General features: G+C 57.7%; 20 protein-coding genes. 9 read left to right on the forward strand and 11 right to left on the reverse strand.

What is annotated here, in order from left to right:
* Window positions 1-47: 47 nt before the first annotated feature.
* From DEU53_RS08855 to fes, 3 genes are read right to left on the reverse strand one after another with little or no spacing between them, the layout of a single operon-like run.
* Window positions 48-8,450, reverse strand: coding sequence for a non-ribosomal peptide synthetase (locus tag DEU53_RS08855; protein ID WP_110866730.1), 8,403 nt, complete (start codon window positions 8,448-8,450; stop codon window positions 48-50).
* 52 nt (window positions 8,451-8,502) lie between these two features.
* The gene (locus DEU53_RS08860) at window positions 8,503-8,724 is read right to left on the reverse strand and encodes an MbtH family protein (protein ID WP_110866731.1); all 222 of its coding nucleotides are present in this window, start codon (window positions 8,722-8,724) and stop codon (window positions 8,503-8,505) included.
* On the reverse strand, window positions 8,717-10,075 hold the full coding sequence (fes, locus tag DEU53_RS08865; RefSeq protein ID WP_110866732.1) for an enterochelin esterase: 1,359 nt from the start codon (window positions 10,073-10,075) through the stop codon (window positions 8,717-8,719). Before fes ends, DEU53_RS08860 begins: the two co-directional genes overlap by 8 nt.
* A gap of 278 nt (window positions 10,076-10,353) precedes the next feature.
* Here fes and DEU53_RS08870 point away from each other — a divergent pair, with 278 nt between their 5' ends.
* Window positions 10,354-12,540, forward strand: coding sequence for a TonB-dependent siderophore receptor (locus DEU53_RS08870; RefSeq protein ID WP_110866733.1), 2,187 nt, complete (start codon window positions 10,354-10,356; stop codon window positions 12,538-12,540).
* A 173-nt stretch (window positions 12,541-12,713) separates the two neighbouring features.
* Window positions 12,714-13,199 (forward strand): hypothetical protein, encoded by a 486-nt coding sequence (locus DEU53_RS08875; RefSeq protein ID WP_101761737.1) that lies wholly within the window; start codon window positions 12,714-12,716, stop codon window positions 13,197-13,199.
* Between the two features lie 69 nt (window positions 13,200-13,268).
* Here the strand turns inward: DEU53_RS08875 and DEU53_RS08880 are convergent, their stop codons facing one another.
* The 4 genes from DEU53_RS08880 to DEU53_RS08895 form a co-directional block, all read right to left on the reverse strand.
* The gene (locus DEU53_RS08880; protein WP_110866734.1) at window positions 13,269-13,898 is read right to left on the reverse strand and encodes a LysE family translocator; all 630 of its coding nucleotides are present in this window, start codon (window positions 13,896-13,898) and stop codon (window positions 13,269-13,271) included.
* A gap of 25 nt (window positions 13,899-13,923) precedes the next feature.
* Complete coding sequence (locus DEU53_RS08885) at window positions 13,924-14,460, reverse strand: GNAT family N-acetyltransferase (RefSeq protein ID WP_110866735.1); 537 nt, start codon at window positions 14,458-14,460, stop codon at window positions 13,924-13,926.
* The gene (locus tag DEU53_RS08890) at window positions 14,441-14,752 is read right to left on the reverse strand and encodes a DUF1778 domain-containing protein (RefSeq protein ID WP_110866736.1); all 312 of its coding nucleotides are present in this window, start codon (window positions 14,750-14,752) and stop codon (window positions 14,441-14,443) included. Before DEU53_RS08890 ends, DEU53_RS08885 begins: the two co-directional genes overlap by 20 nt.
* 214 nt (window positions 14,753-14,966) lie before the next feature.
* On the reverse strand, window positions 14,967-15,278 hold the full coding sequence (locus tag DEU53_RS08895; RefSeq protein WP_110866737.1) for a PTS lactose/cellobiose transporter subunit IIA: 312 nt from the start codon (window positions 15,276-15,278) through the stop codon (window positions 14,967-14,969).
* 168 nt (window positions 15,279-15,446) lie between these two features.
* Here DEU53_RS08895 and DEU53_RS08900 point away from each other — a divergent pair, with 168 nt between their 5' ends.
* The 4 genes from DEU53_RS08900 (at window position 15,447) to DEU53_RS08915 (ending at window position 19,397) form a co-directional block, all read left to right on the forward strand.
* Window positions 15,447-16,781 carry a PTS sugar transporter subunit IIC gene (locus DEU53_RS08900; RefSeq protein WP_110866738.1) on the forward strand — a complete coding sequence of 445 codons (1,335 nt, stop codon included), beginning with the start codon at window positions 15,447-15,449 and terminating at the stop codon, window positions 16,779-16,781.
* 9 nt (window positions 16,782-16,790) lie between these two features.
* A complete protein-coding gene (locus tag DEU53_RS08905; protein WP_110866739.1) occupies window positions 16,791-18,218 on the forward strand; it encodes a glycoside hydrolase family 1 protein in 1,428 nt (475 codons plus the stop codon).
* 9 nt (window positions 18,219-18,227) lie between these two features.
* Window positions 18,228-18,545, forward strand: coding sequence for a PTS sugar transporter subunit IIB (locus DEU53_RS08910; RefSeq protein WP_008110135.1), 318 nt, complete (start codon window positions 18,228-18,230; stop codon window positions 18,543-18,545).
* Window positions 18,546-18,623: 78 nt separating this feature from the next.
* Window positions 18,624-19,397 carry an FCD domain-containing protein gene (locus DEU53_RS08915; RefSeq protein WP_036650080.1) on the forward strand — a complete coding sequence of 258 codons (774 nt, stop codon included), beginning with the start codon at window positions 18,624-18,626 and terminating at the stop codon, window positions 19,395-19,397.
* Between the two features lie 241 nt (window positions 19,398-19,638).
* On the opposite strand, the gene DEU53_RS08920 is transcribed toward DEU53_RS08915, so the two are convergent.
* The gene (locus DEU53_RS08920; protein WP_110866740.1) at window positions 19,639-20,559 is read right to left on the reverse strand and encodes a LysR family transcriptional regulator; all 921 of its coding nucleotides are present in this window, start codon (window positions 20,557-20,559) and stop codon (window positions 19,639-19,641) included.
* A gap of 142 nt (window positions 20,560-20,701) precedes the next feature.
* Here DEU53_RS08920 and DEU53_RS08925 point away from each other — a divergent pair, with 142 nt between their 5' ends.
* Together DEU53_RS08925 and nfsB are read left to right on the forward strand one after the other, a co-directional pair.
* On the forward strand, window positions 20,702-21,703 hold the full coding sequence (locus DEU53_RS08925) for a zinc-binding alcohol dehydrogenase family protein (protein WP_110866741.1): 1,002 nt from the start codon (window positions 20,702-20,704) through the stop codon (window positions 21,701-21,703).
* Window positions 21,704-21,818: 115 nt separating this feature from the next.
* Window positions 21,819-22,472, forward strand: coding sequence for an oxygen-insensitive NAD(P)H nitroreductase (gene nfsB / locus DEU53_RS08930; RefSeq protein ID WP_110866742.1), 654 nt, complete (start codon window positions 21,819-21,821; stop codon window positions 22,470-22,472).
* Between the two features lie 73 nt (window positions 22,473-22,545).
* On the opposite strand, the gene DEU53_RS08935 is transcribed toward nfsB, so the two are convergent.
* The 3 genes from DEU53_RS08935 to DEU53_RS08945 are packed head-to-tail and all read right to left on the reverse strand — an operon-like array spanning window position 22,546 to window position 25,365.
* The gene (locus tag DEU53_RS08935) at window positions 22,546-23,910 is read right to left on the reverse strand and encodes a heavy metal sensor histidine kinase (RefSeq protein WP_110866743.1); all 1,365 of its coding nucleotides are present in this window, start codon (window positions 23,908-23,910) and stop codon (window positions 22,546-22,548) included.
* Window positions 23,907-24,581, reverse strand: coding sequence for a heavy metal response regulator transcription factor (locus DEU53_RS08940; protein ID WP_110866744.1), 675 nt, complete (start codon window positions 24,579-24,581; stop codon window positions 23,907-23,909). The genes DEU53_RS08935 and DEU53_RS08940 overlap by 4 nt, the downstream gene beginning before the upstream one ends.
* 22 nt (window positions 24,582-24,603) lie before the next feature.
* Window positions 24,604-25,365 (reverse strand): alpha/beta hydrolase, encoded by a 762-nt coding sequence (locus DEU53_RS08945; RefSeq protein WP_110866745.1) that lies wholly within the window; start codon window positions 25,363-25,365, stop codon window positions 24,604-24,606.
* Window positions 25,366-25,752: 387 nt separating this feature from the next.
* On the opposite strand from DEU53_RS08945, the gene DEU53_RS08950 reads away from it, so the two are divergent.
* A complete protein-coding gene (locus tag DEU53_RS08950) occupies window positions 25,753-26,523 on the forward strand; it encodes a transporter substrate-binding domain-containing protein (RefSeq protein ID WP_110866746.1) in 771 nt (256 codons plus the stop codon).

The raw sequence follows: 26,523 nt of genomic DNA on the forward strand, positions 1-26,523 counted from the left end.
TTTTTGACAGAACACGATGAATCGCGCCGCTACGATATGTGCCTTAATTAACGCCGAGCTAACAAACGGTTTATCAACGGTCCCAGCACCTGCAACGAATCTGCTGAAAGAATATCGGCGTGTTCGCAATCCAGCGGGAAGATCGTCAATTCATCAACGAACGGTGCCCAACTGGCGCGCACATCCATCTCAGGCGGCAGCGTTTTCTCGGCCATAAACAGCGTGGCGTGGCCGGCATAGCGCGGCGTTCGCGCTTCAGCCAGGCGTGCGACGGCGTCTTTGTAGTTCGCGACGATGGTGCTAAACATCGCTGCCTTCTCTTCACGCAGTAGCGGATCGCGCTCATCTTCGGTCGCAGCCATAAACTCGGCCTGCTCACGCGCCACTTCCTGTTCCGCTTCATCGGCATCCGGCGTGCGCCAGTCCTGACCTTCTGCCGGATAGGTATCCAGCAGGCCAAGAAATGCCACCGTTTCACCTTGCGCCTGCAAACGTGACGCAATGCCTTGCGCCAGCGTGCCGCCGAGTGAATAGCCGAGCAGGAAATACGGACCGCTCGGCTGCTGCTGGCGTATCGCCTGCAGATGGCGTTCGTACATCGCCTCCACGCTGTGACAGGCAGCAATCACGCCGTTTGGCCGCGGCGATTGCAGGCCGACAATCGGGAAGTCGCCGTCGAGATAGTGCAGCAGGGCGCTATACTGCCAGGCGAAGCCGGATGCCGGATGGATGCAGAACAGCGTCGGGCCGTGACCGGCGCGCAGCGGCAGCAGTTCGCCGTTGCCACCGCTTTCACTGTTGGCACCGCCGTCAAGCAGCGCCGCCAGCTTCTCCACGCTGCGCGCGGCGATGATCTGCCCGACGCTGAGCGGCGGCACCTCACGACGACGCAGTTCCGCCGCCAGACGCATCGCCAGCAGCGAATGACCACCGAGCGCGAAGAAGTCGTCATCGGCAAACACGCTGTCGCAACCAAGCAGCTGCAGGAACAGATCCGCCAGCAAACGCTCGTTGGCGCTGTGCGGCAGGCGGCCGCTGCGCGCGCTGAGCTGCGGCATCGGCAGCGCTTTACGATCCAGCTTGCCGTTGGCGCTGAGCGGCAGATGGTCGAGCAGCAGATAGCTGACCGGCTGCATATGCGCGGGCAGACGTTCGCCCAGCTGCTGCTTCACCGCGTCGATATCCAGCGCCACGCCCGTTTCGGCCACCAGCCAGCCGAGCAGCTGACGGTTATCGACGCCCGGCGTGGCGTGCTGCGTCAGCGCGCGCGCCGCCACCACCGCCTGCGCCACGCCCGGCAGCGCCACTAGCGCCTGTTCGATTTCGCCCGGCTCGATACGCTGTCCACGCATTTTTAGCTGATCGTCGCTGCGGCCGAGATACTCCACCGCGCCGTCGGCGCGCCAGCTGGCGATATCGCCGGTGCGATACATGCGCTCGCCTTCGGCAAACGGCGCGGCGACAAAGCGCTGTGACGTAAGGTCGGCGCGATGCAAATAGCCATCGGCCAACTGCACGCCGCTGAGATAGAGATCGCCCGGCACGCCAACCGGTACTGGTCGCAGCAGGCTATCGAGAATATGCAGCTGCGTGTTCCACACCGGACGACCAATCGGCACACCCGGCCCGTTAAGGCCTTCCAGCGCGCTGCCGCTGGCCGGTTGCCAGGTGACATCGACGGCGGCTTCAGTTGGGCCATACAGATTGTGCAGCGGCGCGGCGATCATCTCCTGATAGCTGCGCGCCAGGTCGCACGCCAGCGCTTCACCGCTGCAGAATACGCGGCGCAGCGTTGGGCAAGCTTGCTCGGTTTGCGCGGCGAGATGGCCGACAAAGGCCGCTAACATCGAGGGCACGAAGTGCAGGGTGGTCACGCGATAATCGTCGATCAGCTGCCACAGCGCCTGCGGATCGCGATGCGCTTCCGGCGGCGCCATCATCAGCTGCGCACCGGTCATCAGCGGCCAGAAAAACTCCCACACCGATACATCAAAGCTGCACGGCGTCTTCTGCAACACTACATCGTCGGCGCGCAGCGGATAGCTGGCCTGCATCCAGCGCAGGCGGTTGACGATGGCGCGCTGATTCACCACCACGCCTTTTGGTTTACCGGTCGAGCCCGAGGTGTAAAGCACGTAAGCCGGGCGACTGGCGTCCGCCTGCGGCAAAGGATGGCGCGGCTGAATGTGTTCACCGGCTAAACCATCAAACATCATCAGCGTGCCAAACGTGGCAAAGCGGGTTTCCAGCGCGGATTCGGTGATCAGCACCCACGGCCGCGCATCTTCCACCATGTAAGCCAGACGCTCATCGGGATAACCGATATCCAGCGGCAAGTACGCCGCGCCCGCCTGCAGGATGGCAGTGAGCGCAATGCTGAGACGCACCGAGCGCGGCAGCGCCACGGCGACGATATCGCCTGGCATCACGCCCGCTTCAATCAGGCGATCCGCCAGCAGCGCGGCCCGACGCTGCATTTCGCCGTAGCTCAGACGATGATCCACATCCATTAGCGCCAGCGCGTCGGGCGTGCGCGCCGCCTGCTGGGCAATCGCCTGTTGCAGGGTTTCATTTTCCAGCTGCACGCCGGTGTTATTCACCCAGGCGAGCAGCGATTGCTCGGCCAGCGTTTGCAACTTCCACTGCGTCAGCGGCAGATCCGGCGTGCTGACCAGCTGTTGCAACAGCAATAACAGCCGCTCGGCCAGACGTTCCGGCTCGCTAACGCAGTCGCGATACTCCATCAGCAGCGTCAGCTGTTCGCCCGGCAGCACCAACAGCGTCAGCGGATAGTGCGTGTAACCGCGATTATGGATCGCTTCGCAGCGCACGGTGGCGTTGGCATCCAGCAGCGTTTGGTTGTCCGGATAGTTCTCCACCACCAGCAAGGTATCGAACAGCGTACCGGCGCCGACACATTGCTGAATCTCGGCGAGGCCGAGGCAATCCTGCTCAATCAGCTGGATTTGCTGCGCCTGATGATCGGCGAGCTGCGCCAGTAATGGACGCTGATGATCGAAGCGCACGCGCACCGGCAGCGTGTTGCTGAACAGGCCCACGTGCTGATCGATGTCGTCAATCTGACCAAAACGGCCAGAAACCGGCGCACCAAACACCACGTCTTGCTGGCCGCTGGCGACCGACAGCAGCAAGCTCCACAATCCCTGCATCACAGTGTTCAGGGTTAAACCGCGCGCCCGGCACAGCGCATAGAGTTCCCGCTCCAGCGTGGCATCCAGCGTAATGCGCTTTTCATTGACCGCGCTGTCGGCGGCCTGCGGATAGAGCAGCGTCGGACGCACGTCTTTCAGGCAAGCTTGCCACTGCTGACGCGCTTCATGGCTGTCGCGCTGGCTGAGCTGACGCACGATGTCGGCGTAGCTGCTGCTGTGCGCGGGCAAGATTTGCTGGCGCAGCGCGCTGAGCAGATCGTTGAGGATCACCGGCGTTGACCAACCATCCACCACCAAGTGATGCGCGTTGAGCAGTAGCGTCCAGCGCGCGCCATCGCGATGGGCGATCAGCGTGGCGTGCAGCATGATTGGCTGGCTAAACAGATCCTGCGCCAGCGCCTGATGTTCCAACGCCTGAATGTCCTCTTCCTCGCCCAACTGAAGCAGCGTCAGCGGCCAGTGCAATTCGCCTTCCGGTATCAGCTGCAGCGGTTGCAGGCTGAGTTCGGCGTCGAAGCGCGCCGCCAGCTGCGGATGACGCTGTAACACCGCGTCGAGCGCGGTTTGTACCGCTGCGGCGCTGATGTCGCCGCTCAGCGTCATGCGGGTTAGTGAGTTATAGCTGCCTTGCTGCGTGGTGGTTTGCGCGTGGAACAGCAAACCTTTTTGCAGCGGTAACAACGGCAGCGCATGGCTAAACGCACCGTGACGCGCATGCAGCTGTTGCAGCAGCGCGTCATCAACGCCTTCCAGCGCCACCTCGGCGGCCACCAGCGTGTGGGCGGCGTGCTGCGGTTGCTGTTGGGCCAGCGCGATCAGCGCCTGCGCGGTAGCCGCCATTGCCTGATGTAAATCGGCAATCGCTTCGGCGTTGAGCACGCCGTCCGCCCAGCTCCAGTTCAGCGCCAGCTGCGCCGCATGTGGCTGCTCCTCAACGAAGACGTTGAGTTCCAGCGCGTGCTGCAGCGGCAGCGCGTCATCCTGCACTACCGCGAAAGTGTCACGGAACTGTTGCGCGGTGCGCTGTGGCGTCCAGTCACCGCTGCGCGGTGTAAAGCGCCCGAGGTAGTTAAACAGCACCTGCGGCGCGTGTTGCGCTGCCAGTTTTTCCAGCGTCACGCCGCGATGTGCATCGAGCCAGCGCAGCTGCCCGTAGCCAATGCCGCGATCCGGCACCGCACGCAGTACCGCTTTCACCGCGCGTACGCACTCATTGAGCGGCGCATGTGGATTTTCTGGCAACGGCAGCAGTAAAGGGTATTCTGCCGTCAGCCAGCCGACGGTGCGCGCCAGATCCTGCTGCGCATGTAGTTCGGCACGGCCATGCGATTCCAGCGTGACGCGCTGCTGTGCGCTGCCGTTGAGCTGGCGCAGAGCGAGGGTCAACAAGGTCAGCAGCAGCTCTTCGCTGGTGGCGCGATAGTACTGCGGCAGCGTGTTGAGCAGCGCGTGCGTGGTTGAGGCATCCAGCAGCGTGCGTTGATGCTGTTGGCGATCGCCGGACTGAATCGCCCGTTGCCCAACAAGCGGCAGCGGTTCCGTCAGCATCTGTTGCCAGAACGGTAACTCGCTGGCGCGCGCCGCAAGGTTCGCCAGCAGCGCGGCAGACCAGTCGTGCAGCGAGGTTTCCTCGGCGGGGATCACCAGCGGCGTGTTATTGAGCAGCGCGTCACCGGCCTGTTGCAGTTCTTCCAGCAATACGCGCCACGAGACGCCATCGACAATCAGGTGATGCAGCGTTAACACCAGCCCACAGCTGGCGCCTTCTTGCTGCAGCAGCGTGGCGTGCAGCAGCGCGCCTTTAGCCGGGTCGAGCGCCTCAGCATCTTCGCTAAACGCCCGTTCCGCTGCGCGGTCGCGGTCCTGCACCTCCAGCGCACGCACGCGGGCAGGGCGCGTCGTCAGCGCTTCGCCGACAATCAGCTGATCGCCGCGCGTAAAGGCGTTGAGCGCCGGATGCGCCTGCGCCAGCTGATCGATCAGTTGTTCCAACTGAACGAGCTGCAACTGCGGCGGCACCGACAGCAGCACGCCGTGAGCAAAGCGCGCATTGATGCCCGCCTGGGCGTTGAACCAGTGCAGAATCGGCAAGCCGCCAATCGCGCCCTGTTGCGCGACGCGCGCGCCGGTGTGGTGTTGTGCCAGCGGCTGCAAACCCCGCGCCATGCGGGCGGCGGTACGTTCGGCAAAGATTTCGCGTGGACGCAACAGATAGCCAGCGCGACGGGCGGCGGTGCTGAGCCCCATCGCTGAGATGCTGTCGCCGCCGAGCGCGAAGAAATCATCTTCCGCGCCAACGCTCTCCAGCCCCAGCAGACTGGCAATCGCGTGGCAAATCAGCTGCTCCTGCGGCGTGCTGGCGGCGCGACTTTGACTTTGCTGCGCCTGTTGCGGCTTCGGCAACGCCTGACGATCAATCTTGCCGTTAACGTTGAGCGGCAATTCGTCCATCACCATCAGCACCGCAGGCACCATGTAATCCGGCAGCTGCGTGGCGAGCTGCGCCAGCAAACGGGCGTTGAGATCGGCATCGGCGCGCAGCGCATCATCCTGCACCGAGCAGTAACCAATCAGGCGATGCGTGGCGCCCATTACTTCGGCGATCACCACGGCGGTGCTGACTTCCGGCAGCGCCACCAGCGCATTTTCCACTTCACCGAGTTCGACACGGAAACCGCGCACTTTAATCTGGTGATCGGTACGGCCAATAAACGCCAGCTGTCCATCCTGACGCCAGCGCATCAGGTCGCCGCTGCGGTACATCACATCGCCGTCGCGGAAGGGATTAGCGACAAAGCGTCCGCAGGTGAGATCGGGACGACGCAGATAACCGCGCGCGATGCCGGTTCCGGCGATATACAGCTCGCCAGCGCAGCCAATCGGCACCTGACGCAGTTGGTTATCCAGCAGATAGACTTCGCTGTTCCCCACCGGACGACCAATCACCGGCTGCGGCGACGCCATGACGCTGGCACCCAGCGTATCGATGGTGTATTCCGATGGGCCGTAATAGTTGTGGATCTCCATCTGCTGCTGTTGCTGCATCAGCTTCCACAGCGTTGGCGTGGCTGCTTCACCGCCAATCATGACGAAAGAGGGACGATGGTTATCGGCTTCCAGCAGGCCGCTGTCGATCATCTGCGAGAAGAATGACGGCGTGATATCCAGTAAATCGACCGGCACCGCGTTCATCTGCTGAATCAGGCCCCAGGCATCGCGGCGCAGCTCTTCGTCGAAGATATTCAGCTCGCAGCCCATCAGCATGCAGAACAGCGGTTCCCATGAGGAATCGAACGAGAAGGAAGCGGTGTGACCAGCGCGCATGCGGCGCGGGCTGCTGGCGCTGAAGCGCGCAATCGCCGGGCCAAACAGATGCTCGCGGTGCGACAGGAACAGATTGAGCAACCCTTGATGAGTGCTCATCACGCCTTTCGGGCGGCCGGTCGATCCTGAGGTGTAAATCATGTAGGCCAGATCGTCGCCGCACAGTTTGGTATCTGGTCGTGCGGTGGAAAGGGTGTTCAACGCGATCTGATCAATCAGTAGATGCGTTAACTCCGGCATTTGCGCCAGCGTGCTGGAGTGCGTCAGCAGCAGCTTCGGCTGCGCGTCATCGCACATCAGCGCCAGGCGTTCGCGCGGATAGTCAAGATCGAGTGGCATGTAGGCCGCGCCGCTCGCCAGCACGCCGAACATCGCTACCAGTGAATCCACCGAACGCGGAATGCCAATCGCCACCACATCGTCAGCCTGCAGGCCGCGCGCGATCAACAGATGCGCCAGTTGCATCGCGCGATCGGCTAACTGGCGATAGCTCAGGCTGCGATCGCCGCACACCACCGCGGTTTGCTCGCCGTAGTGCTCAGCGGCTTGCAGCAGGATATCGACGATGGTGTGGGTATCGGCGGGCGGCACGATGGTTGGTCCGGTCGACCAGCGTTGCAGATCGATCTGTTCCTGTGGCGCCAGCAGTGACAGCGCGCCGATTTGCGTGTTGGCATCCGCCGCGAATTGCGTGAGCACGTGGCTGATGCGCTCGGCGTGACGTTGTAGCGTTTGTGCCTCGTAGCGGCGCGGGTTCGCCACCAGCGTCAGCTGCAATGCGCCAGCGCGGAAGCCAACTTCAAACTCGAGATCGTCGACCGGGCCCATCGCCAGCGTGTGCGTTGTGGCTGCATGGCCATCGAATTGCAGATCGTCGTGGTAAACCTTGACGTTAATCACCGGGCCATACAGCGCCTGGCTGCTGCCGACCAGACCGAGATCGCGGCGCAGCTGTTCCGCTTCATAACGCTGATGACGGCGCGCTTTGCGGATTTCGCTTTGCACCTGCTGCACCAGCATCGGCAAGGTCATCTCATCGCTGACGCTGAAAATCAGCGGCAACACGTTGACCACCGGGCCGAGGGTAGAAATCGCCGCCGAACCCATGCGGCGCATAAACGGGAAGCCAATTGACAAACGTTGGCTGTTACTGAAGCGGGCCAGATAGGCCACCAACAGCGCGCTGACGATATCGCCTTCGCTGCTGTCGGCGAGTGGATGCTGCTGACGCAGCGTGGTCAGTTGCGGCAGCGTTACCTGACAGCTGATCGGGCGATCGCCGGGATCGCTGACGTTTTCACTGGCAAGCGTCAGGGTTTCCGGCAAATCCGCCGCGTAACTTTGCCAGTGGCTGGCGGAGCGGGTAAAAGCCGGCGAATCCTGCCACTGCTGAATCTCTTCAATCACCGTGGTGAACGGGGTAAACGGCGAGGGCGAGGGCGCTTCGCCGGCGCAAAGGGCGGCGTAGATCGCTGCGACGCGTTGAGTCAGCGCTTCAAAGCTGAAACCATCCACCAGCAAATGGTGATAGCGCTGATACCACAGCCAGCTGCCGTCGCCGATGCGCATCAGCGCATGACGATAGAGCGGTTTGTCGCCGTCGGCGGGCAGATCGGCAGCGAGATCGGCCTGCATCAGTTTCTGAGCATGGCTGCTGGCATCGCCGCGCTGGCTGAAATCATGCCATTCCGGCGCGACCGGCGCTTGTGCACCAAACCACTGCGCCGGATTGCCATGTTCGTCCAGGCCGAAGCGTGCCTGCACGGTATCGGCTTCCGCCATCGCCTGCTGAATGGCGCTGTCCAGCGCCGCGCGATTGATGTCGCCGTGCAGCACGCTGTAGTGCGCCACGGTAAATTGATTGCGCTGCTGCGCAATGCTGTCAGCGATCCAGATGCCGGGCTGCGCCGCGACGAGTGGATAGGCTGGAGAATAGTTGTTTAGCGATGCCAAAGGACAATTCCTGTCGAGAAAAACAATTTAAAAAAGAGAAAGTTAAAAAAATTTAATGCGCGGTAGACGACGTCTGTTGCGTCGCTGGCCGCATGTCGTGCCAGTTTGCTTCGATAAACTCAATGGCGGCGCTGCGCGTCAGCGGTCCCGCCACGTTGTGCCAACCTGCCGGAACCGGGGCAAAAGCGGGCCACAGGCTGTATTGCTGGCGCGCGTTAAGCAGCACAAAAAAATCGAGCGCGTCGTTATCAAACGGATTCTGTTGTTCAGACATGGTGGTTACCTTCAGAGGTTGATGTAGGGGAGAGAAAATCGGCCAGCAGCCAGCGGCAGCCGTCGATCAAACCGCCACGCCAGCACAACGCATCGTGCCCTCCGGCGAAGCGGCGAAAATGTAATTCATGGCCTGCGGCTTGCAGCGCCGGGACGATCTGCTGGTTGACGTAAACCATGTCCGCCTCGCGATCGCCCACTTCCTGGAAAATCTTCAGCTTGCCCGGCGGTAAATCGCCCTGTTGCAGCTGCTCCAGTAGCAAGCCGGGTGCGTGCTGCTCGCGATTGGCGTAGTCGCGGATGTATTGCAGATGCGGCCACCAGAAGGAGCCGGATTGCGTAAGAATGCGGCCAAAACGCTGCGGCCAGTGCAATCCGGCATAGAGCGCGGCGAGTCCGCCATAGCTTTGCCCGGCCACCAGCGTGCGGTCAGCGTCGCTACTAAAGGCCGCGTGCTGGCGTGCCAGCGGCAACAGTTCCTGCTGCACCGCCTGCCAGAAGGTTTCATTGCACGGCAATTCGGCTTCGCGGTGCTGGCTGTCGATAACATCGATAAACAGCCAGCAGGCGGGCGGCAGTGCGCCATCGGCGGTGACCTGATCCAGCGCGCTGAAAATCGGTTGACCGTAGACCCAGTTTTGTCCATCGAGCAGGATTGCCAGCGGACGCTGTTCGGGCTGAGCGGTTGTTCCGGTGCTATAAAGCCAGACATTGCGCGTGACGTTGAGCAACGCGCTGTGCCACTGCAGGGTTTGCAGCGTATCCGGCCAGGTTTCCGCCATGCCGGCATCCAGCGCGCGCCAGGCCGATTGATCCGGCGCATCCGGCATGTGCGCGTTGCTCAGCGCAAAACGGCGGCTGCTGAGAAACGGCGGCGTGGGATTGAATTTGTCGGGGATCGCCAGCGGCATCAGCGAGATCCACCACTTACGCTGCAGCGCGCGGCAGTCGGCATCATCGCCACAAAACAGCGGCGGTAACTGCTGCGCGGTGGCGGGGATCAGGCTGTAACTGCCGCGCCAGTCAGATTCAATGGCGGTCGACCAATGCCAGACGTTGCTGTCGCCGACGCGCACCAGACTTTCTGGCGCTTCGCTGTGGTGATCGGTGACGCCGTTAATATCGATATAAACCCGTTCAGTGGAAGAACGTGCGGAATGTCCTTCGGGATCGCGCCAGAAGAAGTGCATGGTCGTTTGACCGCTTTCGTCACGCTCCACCAGCGGCGTACCGACCGCATATAGCCGCTGCCACCAGCTTTCGCTTCCTATTTCGGCCTGCTGCAACCATTGCGCAACTGTTCCGGCGGGCAACCAAGTCTGCGTCGTATTTTCTGCGCTTGTTAGAAACATCCTGCAACCTATCTCCACATTTTGTTCACTGTCTTTACTTAATCAAAGCTAATGCAAATGCTATTGATAACGATTTACATTTGCAATATGATTTTTCGTGCCTGATAAACCTTCGCAATTTCAGTGGATTATTTTGTGAAGGACGTCACGCGGGGAGATTAGGACCGTCAATTACGCAAGAGATTAATATTTCAATCCGTTACAGCCCTTGTCGTTGGGCGAGGGCGACTGAACGGATTATTTCATTTACAAGGCAGTTTGAAATAGAGATGGCAACTATGTCCGTTAACGCTAAAAATTCAGCAATACCTGCTGTGGCACGGCAGTTCAGATTCAATCCTCTGTACCTTTCTCTGGCCTCAATTTTGTTGGTGACACCAGCCGCCTTCAGCGTGGCTGCCGAAGAGACCCTAACCGTCAACGCCGACTCGCGTGAAAGCGTGACTTCGCCGCTGCAGGGCTACGTGGCGAAAGAGAGCGCGGCAGGCACCAAAACCGCGACGCCGCTGCGCAAAACCCCGCAATCCATTTCGGTAATTACCCGCGAGCAGATGGACGATCAGGCTGCGGCCTCCGTTGCGGATGCGCTGAGCTACAGCAGCGGCGTGTTGACCAACTATCGCGGTAACTCCAACCGTAATGATGAGATCATCGCGCGCGGTTTCCGCTATGCGCCAAAATTCCTTGATGGCCTGAGCTACGGTTTATCCGGCCAGGCGGGCGCAGCGGGGCAGATCGATCCCTGGTTGCTGGAGCGCGTAGAGATGATCCACGGCCCAGCTTCAGTGCTGTACGGCCAGGTGAATCCGGGCGGTATCGTGGCCATGACCAGCAAGCGCCCGACCGCGCAGAGCATTCACAAAGTGCAGCTCAGCACCGGCAACCAGCATTTGGGTGAAGCGGCGTTTGATTTTGGCGGCAAGCTGAATGATGACAACACGCTGTTTTACCGCCTGAACGGTATTGCCAGCACCAAACATGAGTTCGTTAAGGACAACAAACAGCAGCGCATGGCGATTGCGCCAGCGATAACCTGGCTGCCGAACGCAGACACCAGTTTCACGCTGCTGACGATGTATCAAAACGAGCCGAAAGCGGGATACCGTAACTTCCTGCCGGCCAGTGGTACGTTGAAAGAGAGCAGCGCGGGCTTTATCCCTTACGATTTCAACGTCAGCGATCCGAGCTTCAACGAAGCCAAGCGCGAACAGACGTCGATTGGCTATATCTTCGAGCACAATTTAAGCGATAACATCAGCTTCACGCAGAATCTGCGCTACAGCAACATGGACGAATCGTACAAATATCTGGTGTATACCTTTGATGCTGATAACGATCACTCGATCAACCGTCGTCCGCAGCATGACAAGATCAAGTCGAAAGAGTTGGGCCTTGATAACCAGCTGAAAGCCACCTTTGAAACCGGCAACATCGCGCATACCGTTCTCGGCGGGCTGGATTACAAGTGGAGCGACGTGGATAACAAACTGTGGCGTGACAGCGGCGATCAGTACATCCTCGACTGGGCGAATCCGACACGGATCAGCATCAACGAGAGCGATTTGACGCTCACTACCAGCACGCGCAAGAAGCTCGATCAGGTGGGTGTTTATCTGCAGGATCAGCTGGAGTGGAATCAGTGGAACCTGCTGCTCTCCGGACGTCACGACTGGAGCGAAGTGCGCACGCAGGATCGCACCGACGACAGTGAAACCCAGCAGAATGACAACAAGTTCACTGGCCGCGCGGGTCTGCTGTATGCGTTTGATAACGGCATTTCACCGTACGTCAGCTACAGCACCTCGTTCGAGCCAAACCTCAACAGCGGCGCGCCAGGCACCGATCCTTTTAAACCGACCACCGGCGAACAGACCGAAGTGGGCGTGAAGTATCAGCCGGTAGGTTGGGATGCGGTGTTAACCGTGTCAGCGTTTGATATCACGCAGAAAAACATCACCGCTTATAACAGCGTGACCGGTTATAACGAGCAGATTGGTAAAGTGCGTTCGAAAGGCATCGAAACCGAAGCGCATGCGCAGATTACGCCAGAGATCAAACTGTTAGCGGCCTATACCTACACCGATGCGGTGACCAAAGAGAGCAGCATCACGCAGCGCATCGGCCATTCACCGTCGAGCATTCCGCGTCATGCGGCGTCGGCGTGGGGCAGCTATACCTTCCTCGATGGCGTGCTGAGCGGCTTTACGCTGGGCAGCGGCGTGCGTTATACCGGCACCGCGCCAGCGGATGAAATTGGCGTCCACAAAGTACCGCATTACACCTTGTATGATGCGATGGCGAAATATGAGCTGGGCGAAGCGGCGAACTCGCTGCGTGGCACCACGCTGCAGCTCAACGTCAACAACATCGCGGATAAGCACTACGTGGCGTCATGCAGTAACGAAAGTGCCTGCTTCTACGGCAGCGGTCGCACCATTGTGGCTTCGGTCAGCTACAGCTGGTAATTCCCTCCGGCGGCCTGCGTGGCCGCCGTTTCGTTTCGCATTCCGTGCGACGCGCTTTTCAGCCAGGTATTTATTAAGCGGTTTTCGGAAAATACTGTATTTGTGTGACTGTCATCACTCTGCAAGGCACGTTAAAATACGCGCTTCTCATTTAGCAGGGGTTTTTCGTCACGATGTTATCGCGCTTCACTTTAGCCACTTTGATGGCAACAATCATGCTCACCGGCTGCGCCCGCCTTGCCGCCGTTACTGGTACATCTCATGACAGCACTGCGACTGCGGACGCATCCGCCGCTCAGCCTGCAACCGGCGCGCCAATCGACAATAATGATTCGCCTTCTCCATTCGAGACAGGCCCAACGGTGATTAACGTTTCGCACCTGGTGACGCGTACCGATGACGGTTCTTCTGTCTATGTGACGGTAGATGGTCAGGATGCGGGGCTGCTGAAGAAGGGTGAAAAACGAGAAATTCGTGTTGCGCCAGGTAAACACCAGATTGGTGGTTACGTGCAGACGCTGTTTGGTTTTGGCAAAGTGACGATCGCATCCGTGGATGTCACCACCGATCCGAACAGCCCGAAAAACGTGGTCTATTCTGTAACGCGCCAGAAGCCCGCGTTCAGCGAAACCGACGCCACGCCGCCGAATAATTCCTGATGTATGGGTGCGCATAAATGCGCACCAGTATGTTTTTTTCAGGTCGCCATTGATGGCGACCTGCCCACATCAACTCCGGCTAAACACCAGCTTCAATCCCGCAACTGTGAAGCAGCAAGCCAGCAGCGCATCCAGCCCACGACGGATGCGGCGATAGAAAGCCGTCATCACCGCGGTGGAAAACAGCAGCGCATAACCGCCAAACACCAGCACACAAATTGCCGCGCAGCCTGCAACAATCATCGGCAAGGTTGATGCCGCCGCACCCGGTTTTAACGCCACCGACATGATCGCCACCCACGTCAAAATCGCTTTAGGATTGCCGACGTGCATCAAAATGCCCTGACGAAACATTCTGCCGAAGCGCGCTTTTTCGCTGACCGGTGCGAATTCACTGGCATCTGGCCGACGCAGCGCCGATTTCCCCGCCTTAAACGCCAGCCACAGCAGATACAATCCGCCGCCAATCTTTAGCACAACCAGCAGTTGCGCAAAGGTGGCCAGCACGGTGAGAACCCCGCAAGCCGCCAGCAGCGCCCACATCATTGAACCGCCAATCACGCCGCTCGCTAATGCCAGCGCCGCGCCGCGTCCCTGTTTCATCGCCGTGCCCATAATCGCCATATTGCTCGGGCCGGGACTGGCGGTCGCGACGAAATAGGTGGTGTAGATAAGAATCAGTTCATGTGACAGCGCCATAGGTTCCTCGGTTAATCATGATGGATTACGCCGCGAGTATGTGCTGAATCGCCAGAAACATCGGGATTGCGCCAAATACATTGGGCGGCTCATGCAATGCCACAAATCCCAGGCGGGTGTAAAAATTCACGGCTTTGGGTTCAGCGTCAAGATAAACGCCTTTTACAGGTAATGCGTCATGGATTATTTTGACGTGTTCGAAGAATTCGCCTAACAAATCCTGTCCATAACCCTTGTTTTGTTCTTTGACGGCGACTCCCAGCATAACCAGGCGCACCACGCCGACTTCGGCTGGCATTGAACCGGACACCACGCCTGTGAGCTTTTGTCTCAACAGGGAGTAGGCGCTGAAGGTACAGATTCCCAGCAGTTCGCCGGTATTAGCGTCAATCAGCGCCTTCGCTGCACAGTTTCCCTCTTTTACGCTTTTTTTAAGCGAGTTGCGCACGAAGGAGTTGATAATTGCGTTGCCGCAATCGAAGTGCTTATTACCGGGATAAGTGATATCAGCCTGATAAGCGCACACCATAACGTCAGCGCTGTTATTCCGTGAATTTTCCATCTGCTCTTTTCCTTCGCATCAACGCTTGTAACGCCAGCGTCGGAGCTGCAGGTTCAGACATGAGCTGATTCACTTGCTGCCAACTCTCTTCCGAAAGCTGGCGACGTCGCTGATTATCCAAAACGGTTTCTGCACGCTCAAGCGCCGCATTTAAGATAAAGGCACTCAAATCTAACCCTGCAGCGGTTGCTGCTTCCTTTAAGACTTCTTTGAGATTCGAACTGGTTTTTAACTCTACGCGCGCATCTTTAACGGCGCGCGTATCGGTGGAAAGTGCGGATACTTTTGGCATAGCGAGAGCCTCGTTGAGTAAAAACGCCTCCTGTTGACGTCAGTCCTTAAACTTATGCAGCGTTGCAATGTGAGTGAAGTCTTTCATTTCAGTTAGCTTGGTACGGCTAATAACCGTATGCGGATAATGTAAACCTTATCGCTTTGATAAGTCAACGCGTACGGTTAATAGCCGTATAGCATTTGATGTCGGTTAAATTTACCTTGCTGCACCCTTACTCCCCATGCAACTCCTTCCTTAACAGAACCAATTCGCCTGCCAAATCACGGCACAGCATCGCCGTCATCAGATGATCCTGCGCATGCACCAAAATCAGCGTGACCGGTACTTTACCGCTGCCTTCATCGGCGCCAATCAACGCGGTCTGGATTTTATGCGCGGCTTTCGCGGCCTCGTCGGATGCCGCTAAAGCCTCGTCCGCCCCTTGCCAGTCAGCTTTACGCGCTTGCTGGATCGCCATCATGGCTTGCGATCGCGCCTCACCGGCATTAATCAGCAACTCCATCATCGTTTGTTCAAAATCCATATCCGCCTCACTTATTGGTATGCCAAATTGGTAATAACGATGCTACCGGAATACCAAAAAAGAGTTCCGCGAGCATGATCACAGAAATTAACGACAAATATCGCCATTTTGGTATGCCACGAACCATCAAGCTATTGCATAACACCTAAAACCGCTGAGGGTTGACCAATGTCTCTACAGGAACGTCTTATCGATTCACTGGGTAGCTTTGCCACCCGATTCAACAGCTACCGCTACATCATGGCGATCAAAGCCTCGTTTATTACGCTGATGCCGGTGATCATCGTCGGCGCGTTTTCGGTGCTGATTTCCAACATGGTGCTGGATCCGAAAAATGGCCTCGCCAGTTTCTCTGCACTGTCGTTTCTCGCCGATCTGAAACCGATCACCAGCAGCATTAACTACGCCACGCTGAGCTTTCTGAATATCGGCGCGGTGTTTCTGATTGGTATCGAACTGGGCCGCATCAACGGCATTAAAACGCTGTTTCCCGGCCTGCTGGCGATCATCTGCTTCATCTCGGTGACGCCCACCACGCTGCAAATGCTGGTGGATGGCCAGATGCAGGTGGTAACCGATGTGCTGGCGAAACAGTTCTCCGATACCAAAAGTCTGTTCCTCGGCATGTTTATCGCCATTCTATCGGTGGAGATTTACTGCCGGCTGGAGCAGGTTGAACGGCTGAAAATCAAAATGCCGGATACCGTGCCGCCGAACGTTGCCGCGTCATTTTCCGCGCTGATTCCGTCGATCATCACCGTCACGCTGGTCGCTACCTTTGGCTTTATCTTCCATCAGATCACCGGCATGTACCTGTACGACGCGGTGTACAAAGTGGTGCAGCAGCCGCTAGAATCGGTGGTGCAGAGCTTGTGGGGCATTCTGCTGCTGATGTTTGTTGCCCAGCTGTTCTGGGTGATTGGTATTCATGGCAACCAGATGGTGAAACCGATTCGTGAGCCGCTGCTGCTGGGGGCGATTCTGGTCAACATGAACGCCTTCGAGCAGGGTAAGGAAGCGCCAAACATCATCACCATGCCATTCTGGGACGTGTACATGAGCATCGGCGGTTCCGGCCTGACTATCGGGCTTTTAACCGCCGTGATGATTGCCACCAAACGCAAAGAGATGCGTGAAATCGCCAAACTGTCGTTTGGACCTGGCTTATTCAACATCAATGAGCCGGTGATTTTTGGTATGCCGATCATGCTCAACCCCATTCTTGCTATTCCCTTCATCATCACCCCGCTGGTAACCGGTTCGATTGGCTATTTCGCCACGGTGATGGGCTTTGCCGGTAAAGCGGTGGTGATGGTTCCCTGGACTACGCCGCCGATCATCAATGCGTGGCTTTCTACCGCCGGTTCGATGGGTGCGGTGGTGACGCAAATCATCTGCATCGTAGTTTCGGTGTTGATTTATCTGCCTTTTGTCAAAGTGGCCGCGCGTCGCGCCGAAGCGGCGGAAGCAAAAAATCTGCAGGCCGAACTGGCACAAAATTAAGGAGGATCTATGAGTAAGCACACCATTGCGCTGCCGCAGGGTTTTATTCTCGGCGCGGCGGCATCGGCCTGGCAAACCGAAGGCTGGAGCGGCAAAAAAGCCGGCCAGGATTCGTATCTGGATGCCTGGTATCAGCAGGATCGGCACGTCTGGCATAACGGCTTTGGGCCGGCGGTGGCGACGGATTTTATCAACCGCTTCCGCGAAGACGTGGCGCTGATGAAAGCGGCGGGACTGACGCATTATCGCACCTCAATCAACTGGTCGCGTTTTCTCACCGACTATGAAAACGCGGTGGTTGATGAGGAGTACGCGGCATATTACGACCAGTTGATTGACGAGATGCTGCGTCAGGGCATTGAACTGATGTTGTGTCTCGAACATTACGAACTGCCGCTGCAGTTGCTGGAGGAGTATGGCGGCTGGCAATCAAAACATGTGGTTGAGCTTTTTACCCGCTATGCCGAGAAGGTGTTTGCCCGCTACGCCGGAAAAGTGACGCGCTGGTTTGTTTTCAATGAGCCGATTGTGGTGCAGACGCGCGTCTATCTTGATGCGCTGCGCTGGCCGTATGAACAGAACACCCATAAGTGGATGCAGTGGAATCATCATAAAAATCTCGCCACGGCGAAGGTGGTCAAGCTGTTCCGCCAGCAGGGTTACGCCGGCACGGTGGGCACCATTCTCAATCCGGAAGTGACCTATCCGCGCTCTTCGGCGGCGCACGATGTTAAAGCCGCAAAAATCTACGATCTGTTCTACAACCGGATGTTTCTCGATCCGGCAATCAAAGGCGTCTATCCAGCGGAATTACTGCAGCTGCTGGATAAACATGAGGTGCAGTGGGATGCGACCGAGGAAGAGCTGGCCATCATCGCCGCCAACACCGTCGATGAAGTGGGGCTGAATCTTTACTATCCGCATCGTGTTAAAGCGCCTTCACGCGCCTGGCACCCAGAGACGCCATTCCATCCCGCTTTTTACTACGAACAATTTGAGTTGCCAGGCCGCCGCATGAACAGCTCGCGCGGTTGGGAAATTCAGCCGCGCATTGTCTTCGACATGGCGCAGCGTATGAAAGAGGAGTACGGCAATCTGCCGTGGTTTGTGGCCGAGAGCGGCATGGGCATCGAGAACGAAGCGCAGTTTAAGGATGCGCAGGGCGAAATTCAGGACGACTACCGCATCAACTTTATTGCCGAACATCTTTACCAGGCGGTACGTGCGCGTGAAGCGGGCAGCAACTGTCTGGGCTACATGTTGTGGGCGTTCACCGACAACGTATCGCCAATGAACGCCTTCAAAAACCGCTACGGACTGATCGAGATCGACCTCGACAATCAGCGGCAGCGACGGATGAAAAAATCCGCGCACTGGTTCCGTCAATTGCGCGATACCCAGCAATTGACCCTCAACATTGACGATGAAGCCAAATAAGGACAACCGATGAAACGTATTATTCTGGCCTGCGCGGCAGGCATGTCGACTTCGATGTTAGTCACCCGCATTGAGAAAGAGGCGGTAGCACGCGGTCTTGAGTACCAGATCTATGCCATTCCGGAACAAAACCTGCGTGAAGAGTTACAAAACTACGGTCAGGACGTGGTGGTGGTGCTGCTGGGACCGCAGGTGCGCTTTAAGCTGGAGGAGAATAAAAAGCTGACCGACAGCTATCAGCTGCCGATTGCGGTGATCGATACCGTGGCTTACGGCACGTTGAATGGTGCAAAGGTACTCGATCAGGCACTGGCTTTGGTACACTAGCGCCCAGATAGCAGTCAGGCTCCGGCTCGCACAGGACGCGGCCGGGCCGAATGCACCATGATGCAAAAGGGTGAGAGCGTGGAAAAAGCCGAAGCGCCACAAGAGAAAAAGCAGTATCAGGAAATTGGTCAGCATCTGCGTCAGCAAATCCTTGATGGTCATTATCCGGTTGGCTCACGACTGCCGCCAGAGCGTCAGTTGGCCGAAACCTGGGGCGTGAGCCGCACCATTGTGCGTGAAGCGTTGCTAATGCTGGAGCTGGAAGGCACGGTGGATATTCGTCAAAGTTCTGGCGTTTACGTGATGCGCATTCCTTCGGAAAGCGAGGATGCGGAAGAGGCCTTTTTCCGCAGCGATGTCGGCCCGTTCGAGATGTTGCAGGCGCGTCAGCTGCTGGAGAGCAACATCGCGGCCTTCGCCGCCAAAATGGCCACCAAAGCCGATATTGAAAACCTGCGCCGCACGCTGGAGCAAGAGCAGCGCGCCATCGCGCTCAACGACAGCAGCCAGGATAACGACAAGTTATTTCATCTGCTACTGGCAGGCGCGACGCAAAATCAGATGCTGCTCGATACCGTTACCAGCGTCTGGCGTCATCACGAAGCCAGCCCGCTCTGGCAGCAGCTGCGACCGCAGTATGAAACCCGCGCCTATCGCCTGAAGTGGCTGGGCGATCATCAAACCATTCTGGCCGCGCTGCGACGCCGGGATGTGATGGGTTCCTGGCAGGCGATGTGGCAGCACCTGGAAAACGTCAAGAACACATTGCTGGAGTTATCCGATGCCGATGCGCCAGACTTTGATGGCTATCTGTTCGAATCCGTGCCGATTTTCCAGGGTAAGTTGATGTGATGAGGTCGCCATTCATGGCGTAATGCCGCTCAGTTAAGCGCCGTATCAAATCACCGCTTCTTCCGTAGCGGCGCGATTTATCGCGCAATGCATTGCGCCGCTACAATGTGAGCTCTCGGTAACTAAGGATTTTCACGTCTTAACTGACGAGCATAACGACCTAAATGCGGGCCCCTGTGTGATAGTAATTACAACGCAGCGCGCAAAGTTCAATGACTAAGCTGCACGATAAATCGCGACGCTACTCATGCTGGGTGAGCTTCGCGGTTAACGCACGCAGCGGCGTGCGTAGCACCTCATGCAGCGCGCGGATCGCGGGGGAAAACTGTTTGCGATGAGGGCAGATAAGGTGCAGCGGCGTGCTTTCACCCGGCATCTCCGGCAGTACGCGTTCCAGCCTGCCGGCCAGCACATCGTCACACACATCAATCCACGATTTATAGGCGATACCCATGCCGGCGATGGCCCAGCGCCGCGCGACTTCGGCATCATCACACAGCATGCGGCTTTTCACCGTGATCTGGCGGCGCATGCCATCCTGCGGAAAGGTCCATTTGTCGTAAACGTGGCCGCCCATCATAAACAGCAGGCCATGATGGTGCTGGGCGATCTCCTCCAGCTGTTGCGGGCGACCGTGACGATCAAGGTAATCCGACGACGCCACCATCACGCGGCGATTGTCCTCCGCCAGCGGCAACGCCACGTAGCTGCTGTCTTCCAGCTTGCCGTAGCGAATGGCGATATCCACCGGATCGCGGAACACATCGCTGATCTGGTCGGAAAAGGAGAGCCGCACCGCCAGCGCCGGATGCGCGCGGCAAAAGTCAGTGATCAACGGCAGCAAAATATTGCGGCCAATATCCGAGGGCAGCGCGATTTTTAGCTCGCCGCTCAGCGCATCTTCATCGCTCTGCAAGCTTTCGGCACCGGCATGCATCAGCGCCAGCATCTCCTGCGCAAAGGGCAGATACTTTTCCCCTTCGGCGGTTAAGCGCAGGCTGCGGGTGGAACGGGCGAACAAGCGGCGATCCAGTTCCCGCTCCAGCCGCTGAATTGCCGCGCTGACCTGTCCGGGTAGTAAATTCACCTCGCGCGCCGCGCGTGAAAAGCTGCCGAGTGCGGCTGAACGCACAAACAGAGTGACATCTTCCAGTCGGATCATCTTCTTATTCATCATGGTAGTCAGCAGGGATTTTCACTCTAAGAGTGAAAGTGTTCACCTGCAACTGGCATTTTTCATTGCGCTGCGGACCGCTATGCTGAATTTACTTCACCAAACCTGCTGATGAATAAGGATCTGCCTGATGAAAGCCATTGTTTATAGCCAAAACGGTTTACCGATTTCCGATGAAAATGCGCTGTATGAGCTTGAGGTTGATAAGCCAACGCCGGGCGCGCGCGATCTGCTGGTAAAAATTCACGCCATTGCGGTGAATCCGGTGGACACCAAAGTGCGCGCCGGTGCGCCAACCGATCAGCCGCGCATTCTGGGTTGGGATGCGGTAGGCGTGGTGGAAGCAGTGGGCGCAGACGTCACGCTGTTCCAGCCGGGCGACGAGGTGTTTTATGCTGGTGATATCACGCGCGCCGGCAGCTATGCCGAATATGGGCTGGTGGATGAACGTATTGCCGGGCACAAACCGCGTTCGCTGAACGACGCCGAGGCCGCCGCGCTGCCGCTGACCTCGCTGACCGCGTGGGAACTGCTGTTTGATCGTCTTGAGGTACAAGCCGATGACAACGCCGCGCTACTGATTATTGGCGCAGGTGGCGGCGTCGGTTCCATATTGACGCAACTCGCCAGCAAGCTAACCAAATTGACGGTGATCGGCACCGCTTCCCGCCCGGAAACGGCGGATTGGGTGCGTTCACTCGGTGCGCACCATGTGATTGATCATTCTCAACCGCTGGGCGAACAGCTGGCGGCGATTGGACATAAAGAGGTGCGCTATGTCGCCTCGCTGACGCATACCGACAGCTATTACGATCAGCTGATTGATGCGCTCGCGCCGCAGGGCAAGCTGGCGTTGATCGATGATCCTGAGACGCTGGATGCGGTGCCGCTCAAGCGCAAAGCGATTTCACTGCACTGGGAATTGATGTTCACCCGTTCGCTGTTCCATACCGCCGATATGCAGCGCCAACATGAGATTCTGCAGCGCGTGAGCCAGTTGATTGATGACCAAACGCTGCAAACCACCGCCGGCGAACATCACGGCATGATCAATGCCGCCAATTTGCGCAAGGCGCATGCGCTGATTGAGAGCGGTCGCGCACGCGGTAAGATCGTATTGAGCGGGTTTTAACCAAATTAACGCAATAAATGATGCAAACCACGCGCAATAAATTGCGCCGCTACGGATATCCGCACGCTTCTGTAGCGGCGCGATTTATCGCGCTACAAAGAAAAAGGAATAGGCCATGACACTCAATGATGCAGTCGCTCGTCGTCACACCGTAAAAGCCTTTGAACAAGGTAAAAGCCTGCCGCAGGATGAAATCGAAACCCTGCTGAACGTGCTGCGCAACAGCCCGTCTTCGGTGAACTCGCAGCCGTGGCATTTTGTGGTGGCGTCAACCGAAGCGGGTCGCGAGCAAATCGCCGCATCCACCGATGGCGCCTTTGCCTATAACAGCCCGAAAGTGCGCAATGCCTCGCATGTTATCGCGCTGTGCATGCGCACCGATCTGGATGAAGCGCATTTGCAGAACGTGCTCGATCAGGAAGATGCTGATGGCCGTTACGCCAAGCCGGAAAGCAAAGCGAACAATGACATGGTGCGTCGCAGCTATGTCGATATGCATCGCTATGAATCACGCGATGTGCCGCAGTGGATGGAAAAGCAGGTTTATCTGGCGTTGGGCGGATTGTTGCTGGGCGCAGCGATGTTGGGCATTGATGCCACACCGATGGAAGGTTTCGATCAGCGCGCGCTGGATCAGGCGCTGGGTCTGCGTGAGAAGGGCTTTACCAGCGTGGTGCTGGTGTCGCTGGGTTATCGCAGCGATGCGGATTTCAACGCCGCGCTGCCGAAATCACGTTTGCCACGTGACGAGATTTTTACCTTTATTTAAATATTTCGCGCAATAAATTGCGCCGCTACGGATGGACGCACGTTTCTGTAGCGGCGCGATTTATCGCGCAAGATCAATACGGAAACCGCAACGTAAAGCGGTTCACACCCTGCTCGCTATGCATCTCACAACTTCCCTGATGCAAACGCATAATGCTGCGCACAATCGATAAGCCCAAACCGCTGCTGCCCTGATGTCGTGAGCTATCGGCGCGCCAGAAACGATCAAAAATGCGCGCCTGCTGTTCCTCACTTAATGCCGGGCCGTGGTTTTCCACTGTCAACGAATGGTCCTGATTAAACACGCGAATGGTTGAGTTTTGGTCGCCATAGCGCAGCGCGTTGGCGATCAAATTGGCCAGCGCGCGTTGCAGCAGTTGCGGATCGGCGCGCAGTTCACCGTGTAGCGCCATCTCCAGCCGCATCGACTGCTCTTCCGCCATGCCGTCAAAGTAGTCCTGCAACTTCTCGCCGAGCAGCGCCAGATCGATGTTCTGCCAATCCATTGCCTGGCTGGCATCTTCCGCTTTGGCAAGAAACAGCATGTTGTCGATCATCTTCGCCAGCCGTTCCAGCTCCTCGTAATTGGAGCCGAGCAGCGCCTGATAATCGCCAACGCTGCGCGTTTGACTCAGCGCCACTTCGGTTTGGCCGATCAGCGTGCTAATCGGCGTGCGCAGATCGTGCGCCATATCGGCAGAAACCTGGCTCAACTGCTGATAACCCAGCTCAAGGCGACTCAACATCTGATTAAACGCCGCCACCAGCGGCTGCAATTCCGCTACTGCCTGTTGTGGCATGCGCTGCGACAAATGACGTGCGTCAATCGCATCCGCCTGCGCCGCCAAACGACGCAGCGGGGTTAAAGCGCGCCGCACTAGCCAGATGCTGATCGCCGCCACCAGCAACGCCGCCAGCGCGGTGGCGAGAATAATTTGATTGCGATAACTGTTAAGCGTTAGCGTGCGGTCGCTCATCAGGCGGCCGGTGATGATCTCAATCTGGCCATTGCCATCGCGCGTGGGCGCCAGCGCGGCTGCCGAAATAAACGGCGTACCGTCGGCGGCGGCGAGATGATGCACCGACGACAGCGCCAGCGGCTGATCGGCGGCAACCGGCGTAATCGCGGGGACTGGACGCTGGCCGGGATTGACCACAATCAGCGGCGGCTGGCCGGGAAAACGCAGCACCAATAACGATTCGGTATTGCCGAGCATATTGGCGAACAAACGGGGTTTTTGCTGGATCAGCTTAAGCGCATCTTCATCGCGCAGTAGCGTGCGAATCTGATCGATGCGCGTCAGCAGCGCCGCGTCGTCGCGCACGCCAATCTGCGTCGCCAGCGAGTGATAAAGCGCGATGCCGCTGAGGGAGAAAATGAAAATCACCGTGGCGCTCAGCAGCAGCGACAGGCGCGTGGCGAGAGACCGGGTTTTCATAATTCAGCTTCACAGCGGTAACCTACGCCGTGCACGGTGTGAATTAGCGGCTGGGCAAACGGGCCATCAATTTTCTGCCGCAGGCGTTTCACCGCCACATCTACCACATTGGTGTCGCTGTCGAAATTCATGTCCCACACGCGTGAGGCGATCACGGTGCGCGTCAGCACTTCGCCGGGATGCAGCAGGAAGAGATGCAGCAGGTTGAACTCTTTGTTGGTGAGATCAATGCGCTGACCGCCGCGCTCAACGCGACGTTTCAGGATATCCAGTTGCAGATCGGCCAGCTGGAGAACATCCGGCAACTTCTGCTGAGCGCCGCGCCGCAGTTGGGTGCGCACGCGCGCCAGCAGTTCGGCGAACGAAAAGGGCTTGACCAGATAATCATCAGCGCCCAATTCCAGCCCTTTGATGCGATCCTCCAGCGTGCCTTTAGCGGTGAGGAAAATCACCGGCGTGTGGATCTGCTTATCCAGCGCCGCCATCACGTGCCAGCCGTCCATGCCGGGCATCATTACGTCGAGCAGAATCAAATCGTAATGATGCTCCTGCGCGTAGAACAAGCCATCCTGTCCGTTTTCCGCCACATCAACGATAAATCCCGCTTCGGTCAATCCTTTGCGCATGTAATCGCGCGCTTTGGCTTCATCTTCAATCACCAAAATTTTCATGCGCTTCTCCGCGGGAGGGGTTTCAGGGCTGGGCGTGTAACGCGGCTTGCTCGATCAACTTCGCGACGTCGTCAGGATGCGATTGATACACCGAATGGCTGGCGCCGGCAATCTCCACCGTGTGGCTGCGCGCGCGTTTGGCGTACATGCGCTCCAGATCGGGACTGATGATTTTGTCAGCTTTCGCCACCATGTACCAGCTAGGCTTGGTCTTCCACGCCGGGTCAGGAATGTTGGCGCTGAACACCGTGGAGTTTGTAGGCATCTGCGCGTGCGCCTCAAAATCGGCTTGCGCCGCAGGCAAATCAGCGGCGAAATCGCTGTGATAATTTTCCGGCGCGATGGTCAGATAACCGTCGCTGGATTTAGCAAACGGATGCGCGCTGTTGGGGAATTTCTTGCCGTTGCTGGCTTCGGTTTCGCCGTTATCCAGCGCATGCGCCGCGATGTAAACCAGCCCAGCGACTTTAGTGTCGTTACCGGCTTCACTGATGATCGCGCCGCCGTAGCTGTGACCAACCAGAATCACCGGCCCATTTTGCTGATCGATAATGCGGCGTGTCGCCGTCACATCTTCCGGGAAGCCGGTGAGCGGCTCCTGAACCAGCGTCACATTGTAGCCGTCATGCGTCAAACGGTCATACACCGGACGCCAGCCCGCGCCGCCGACGAACGCGCCGTGCACCAGCACAATATTCTTAACCGGCTGCGCCTGAACCTGCGCCGCGCCGCCGCCGATAGCCAGCAGCATGCCTGCTGCAAGAGTGAGTTTGTTCAATTTCATCGTAATGCTCCAGATGGCAAGGTAGGCCATCAGGGTAAGCAATCGGCTCTGACATCAGTGTGAGCGAGTTATGACAAAAGAATGACATGCACCTTACGTAATGCCGATTAGTTCTGCGCCGTATCAAATCATCGCATCTTCCGTAGCGGCGCGATTTATCGCGCAATGAATTGCGCCGCTACAATGTGTGCTTTCGGTATTAGCGGTTTTCATATCTTGACCGACGAGCATTAAGTAAAACTTAATGGGGCATAAATAAAAGCTAACTTATTAACTATTATAAGTATTTGCTCTACTCAAAATCCGTAATTTCTGTAGTGACAACCTGTCCACCATGTTATTAACTCTGCATACCTTTGTGAATATTTCTGCCTGCCGGAGTTAATAATGAAGAAGAATCTCTCTTTCGCCTTACTTCTTTCGCTGAGTGCTTTCAGCCACGCTTCATTTGCCCAGCAAACCTTGCGCTTCGGCGTTGATCCAACGTTCCCGCCGTTTGAATCCAAAGCCAGCGACGGTACGCTGCAGGGCTTTGATATCGATCTCGGCAACGCGATTTGCGCCCAGGCCAAAGTGACGTGCCAATGGGTGCAGATTGGTTTTGATGGCAGCATTCCGGCGCTGCAGGCGAGAAAGTTTGATGCGATTCTTTCGGCGATGTCGATGACGGAGAAACGCCGCGAGCAGGTCGCCTTCAGCGACATGCTTTACGTCACGCCGAGCGCATTGCTTACACCCGCCAAAGCGCCGCTAACGGGAGACATTAACGCGCTGCGCGGCAAAAGAATCGGCGTCGCGCAGGGCACCATTCAGGAAACCTACGCCAAAGCGCAGTGGGCAACCAAGGGCGTGAGTGTGGTTTCTTACCCTAATCAGATGGAGATCTATCCTGATTTGGTGGCGGGACGGCTCGACGCCAGTCTGGCCAATGCGGTTTCGGCAGAACAAGGTTTTCTTAACACGCCAGCCGGCAAAGACTATGTCATCAGTGCCACGCTGGTGGATAAAGAGGTGCTGGGCAATGGCGTGGGCATTGGATTGCGTAAAGACGATGCGGCCAATCTGAAGTTGATCAACAACGCGCTGGCCGAACTGCATAGCAACGGCACTTACGATCAACTGGCGAAGAAGTACTTCAAATTCAAGGTTTATCCGTAA

The organism is Pantoea sp. AG1095 (genome assembly GCF_003208415.1).
GTDB classification, from domain to species: Bacteria; Pseudomonadota; Gammaproteobacteria; order Enterobacterales; family Enterobacteriaceae; genus Pantoea; species Pantoea leporis.

Coding starts and splice junctions, on each gene's coding strand:
- DEU53_RS08860 (WP_110866731.1), bottom strand. CDS start 8,724: ATGTCTGAACAACAGAATCCGTTTGATAACGACGCGCTCGATTTTTTT.
- fes (WP_110866732.1), bottom strand. CDS start 10,075: ATGTTTCTAACAAGCGCAGAAAATACGACGCAGACTTGGTTGCCCGCC.
- DEU53_RS08870 (WP_110866733.1), top strand. CDS start 10,354: ATGTCCGTTAACGCTAAAAATTCAGCAATACCTGCTGTGGCACGGCAG.
- DEU53_RS08875 (WP_101761737.1), top strand. CDS start 12,714: ATGTTATCGCGCTTCACTTTAGCCACTTTGATGGCAACAATCATGCTC.
- DEU53_RS08880 (WP_110866734.1), bottom strand. CDS start 13,898: ATGGCGCTGTCACATGAACTGATTCTTATCTACACCACCTATTTCGTC.
- DEU53_RS08885 (WP_110866735.1), bottom strand. CDS start 14,460: ATGGAAAATTCACGGAATAACAGCGCTGACGTTATGGTGTGCGCTTAT.
- DEU53_RS08890 (WP_110866736.1), bottom strand. CDS start 14,752: ATGCCAAAAGTATCCGCACTTTCCACCGATACGCGCGCCGTTAAAGAT.
- DEU53_RS08895 (WP_110866737.1), bottom strand. CDS start 15,278: ATGGATTTTGAACAAACGATGATGGAGTTGCTGATTAATGCCGGTGAG.
- DEU53_RS08900 (WP_110866738.1), top strand. CDS start 15,447: ATGTCTCTACAGGAACGTCTTATCGATTCACTGGGTAGCTTTGCCACC.
- DEU53_RS08905 (WP_110866739.1), top strand. CDS start 16,791: ATGAGTAAGCACACCATTGCGCTGCCGCAGGGTTTTATTCTCGGCGCG.
- DEU53_RS08910 (WP_008110135.1), top strand. CDS start 18,228: ATGAAACGTATTATTCTGGCCTGCGCGGCAGGCATGTCGACTTCGATG.
- DEU53_RS08920 (WP_110866740.1), bottom strand. CDS start 20,559: ATGATCCGACTGGAAGATGTCACTCTGTTTGTGCGTTCAGCCGCACTC.
- DEU53_RS08925 (WP_110866741.1), top strand. CDS start 20,702: ATGAAAGCCATTGTTTATAGCCAAAACGGTTTACCGATTTCCGATGAA.
- nfsB (WP_110866742.1), top strand. CDS start 21,819: ATGACACTCAATGATGCAGTCGCTCGTCGTCACACCGTAAAAGCCTTT.
- DEU53_RS08935 (WP_110866743.1), bottom strand. CDS start 23,910: ATGAAAACCCGGTCTCTCGCCACGCGCCTGTCGCTGCTGCTGAGCGCC.
- DEU53_RS08940 (WP_110866744.1), bottom strand. CDS start 24,581: ATGAAAATTTTGGTGATTGAAGATGAAGCCAAAGCGCGCGATTACATG.
- DEU53_RS08945 (WP_110866745.1), bottom strand. CDS start 25,365: ATGAAATTGAACAAACTCACTCTTGCAGCAGGCATGCTGCTGGCTATC.
- DEU53_RS08950 (WP_110866746.1), top strand. CDS start 25,753: ATGAAGAAGAATCTCTCTTTCGCCTTACTTCTTTCGCTGAGTGCTTTC.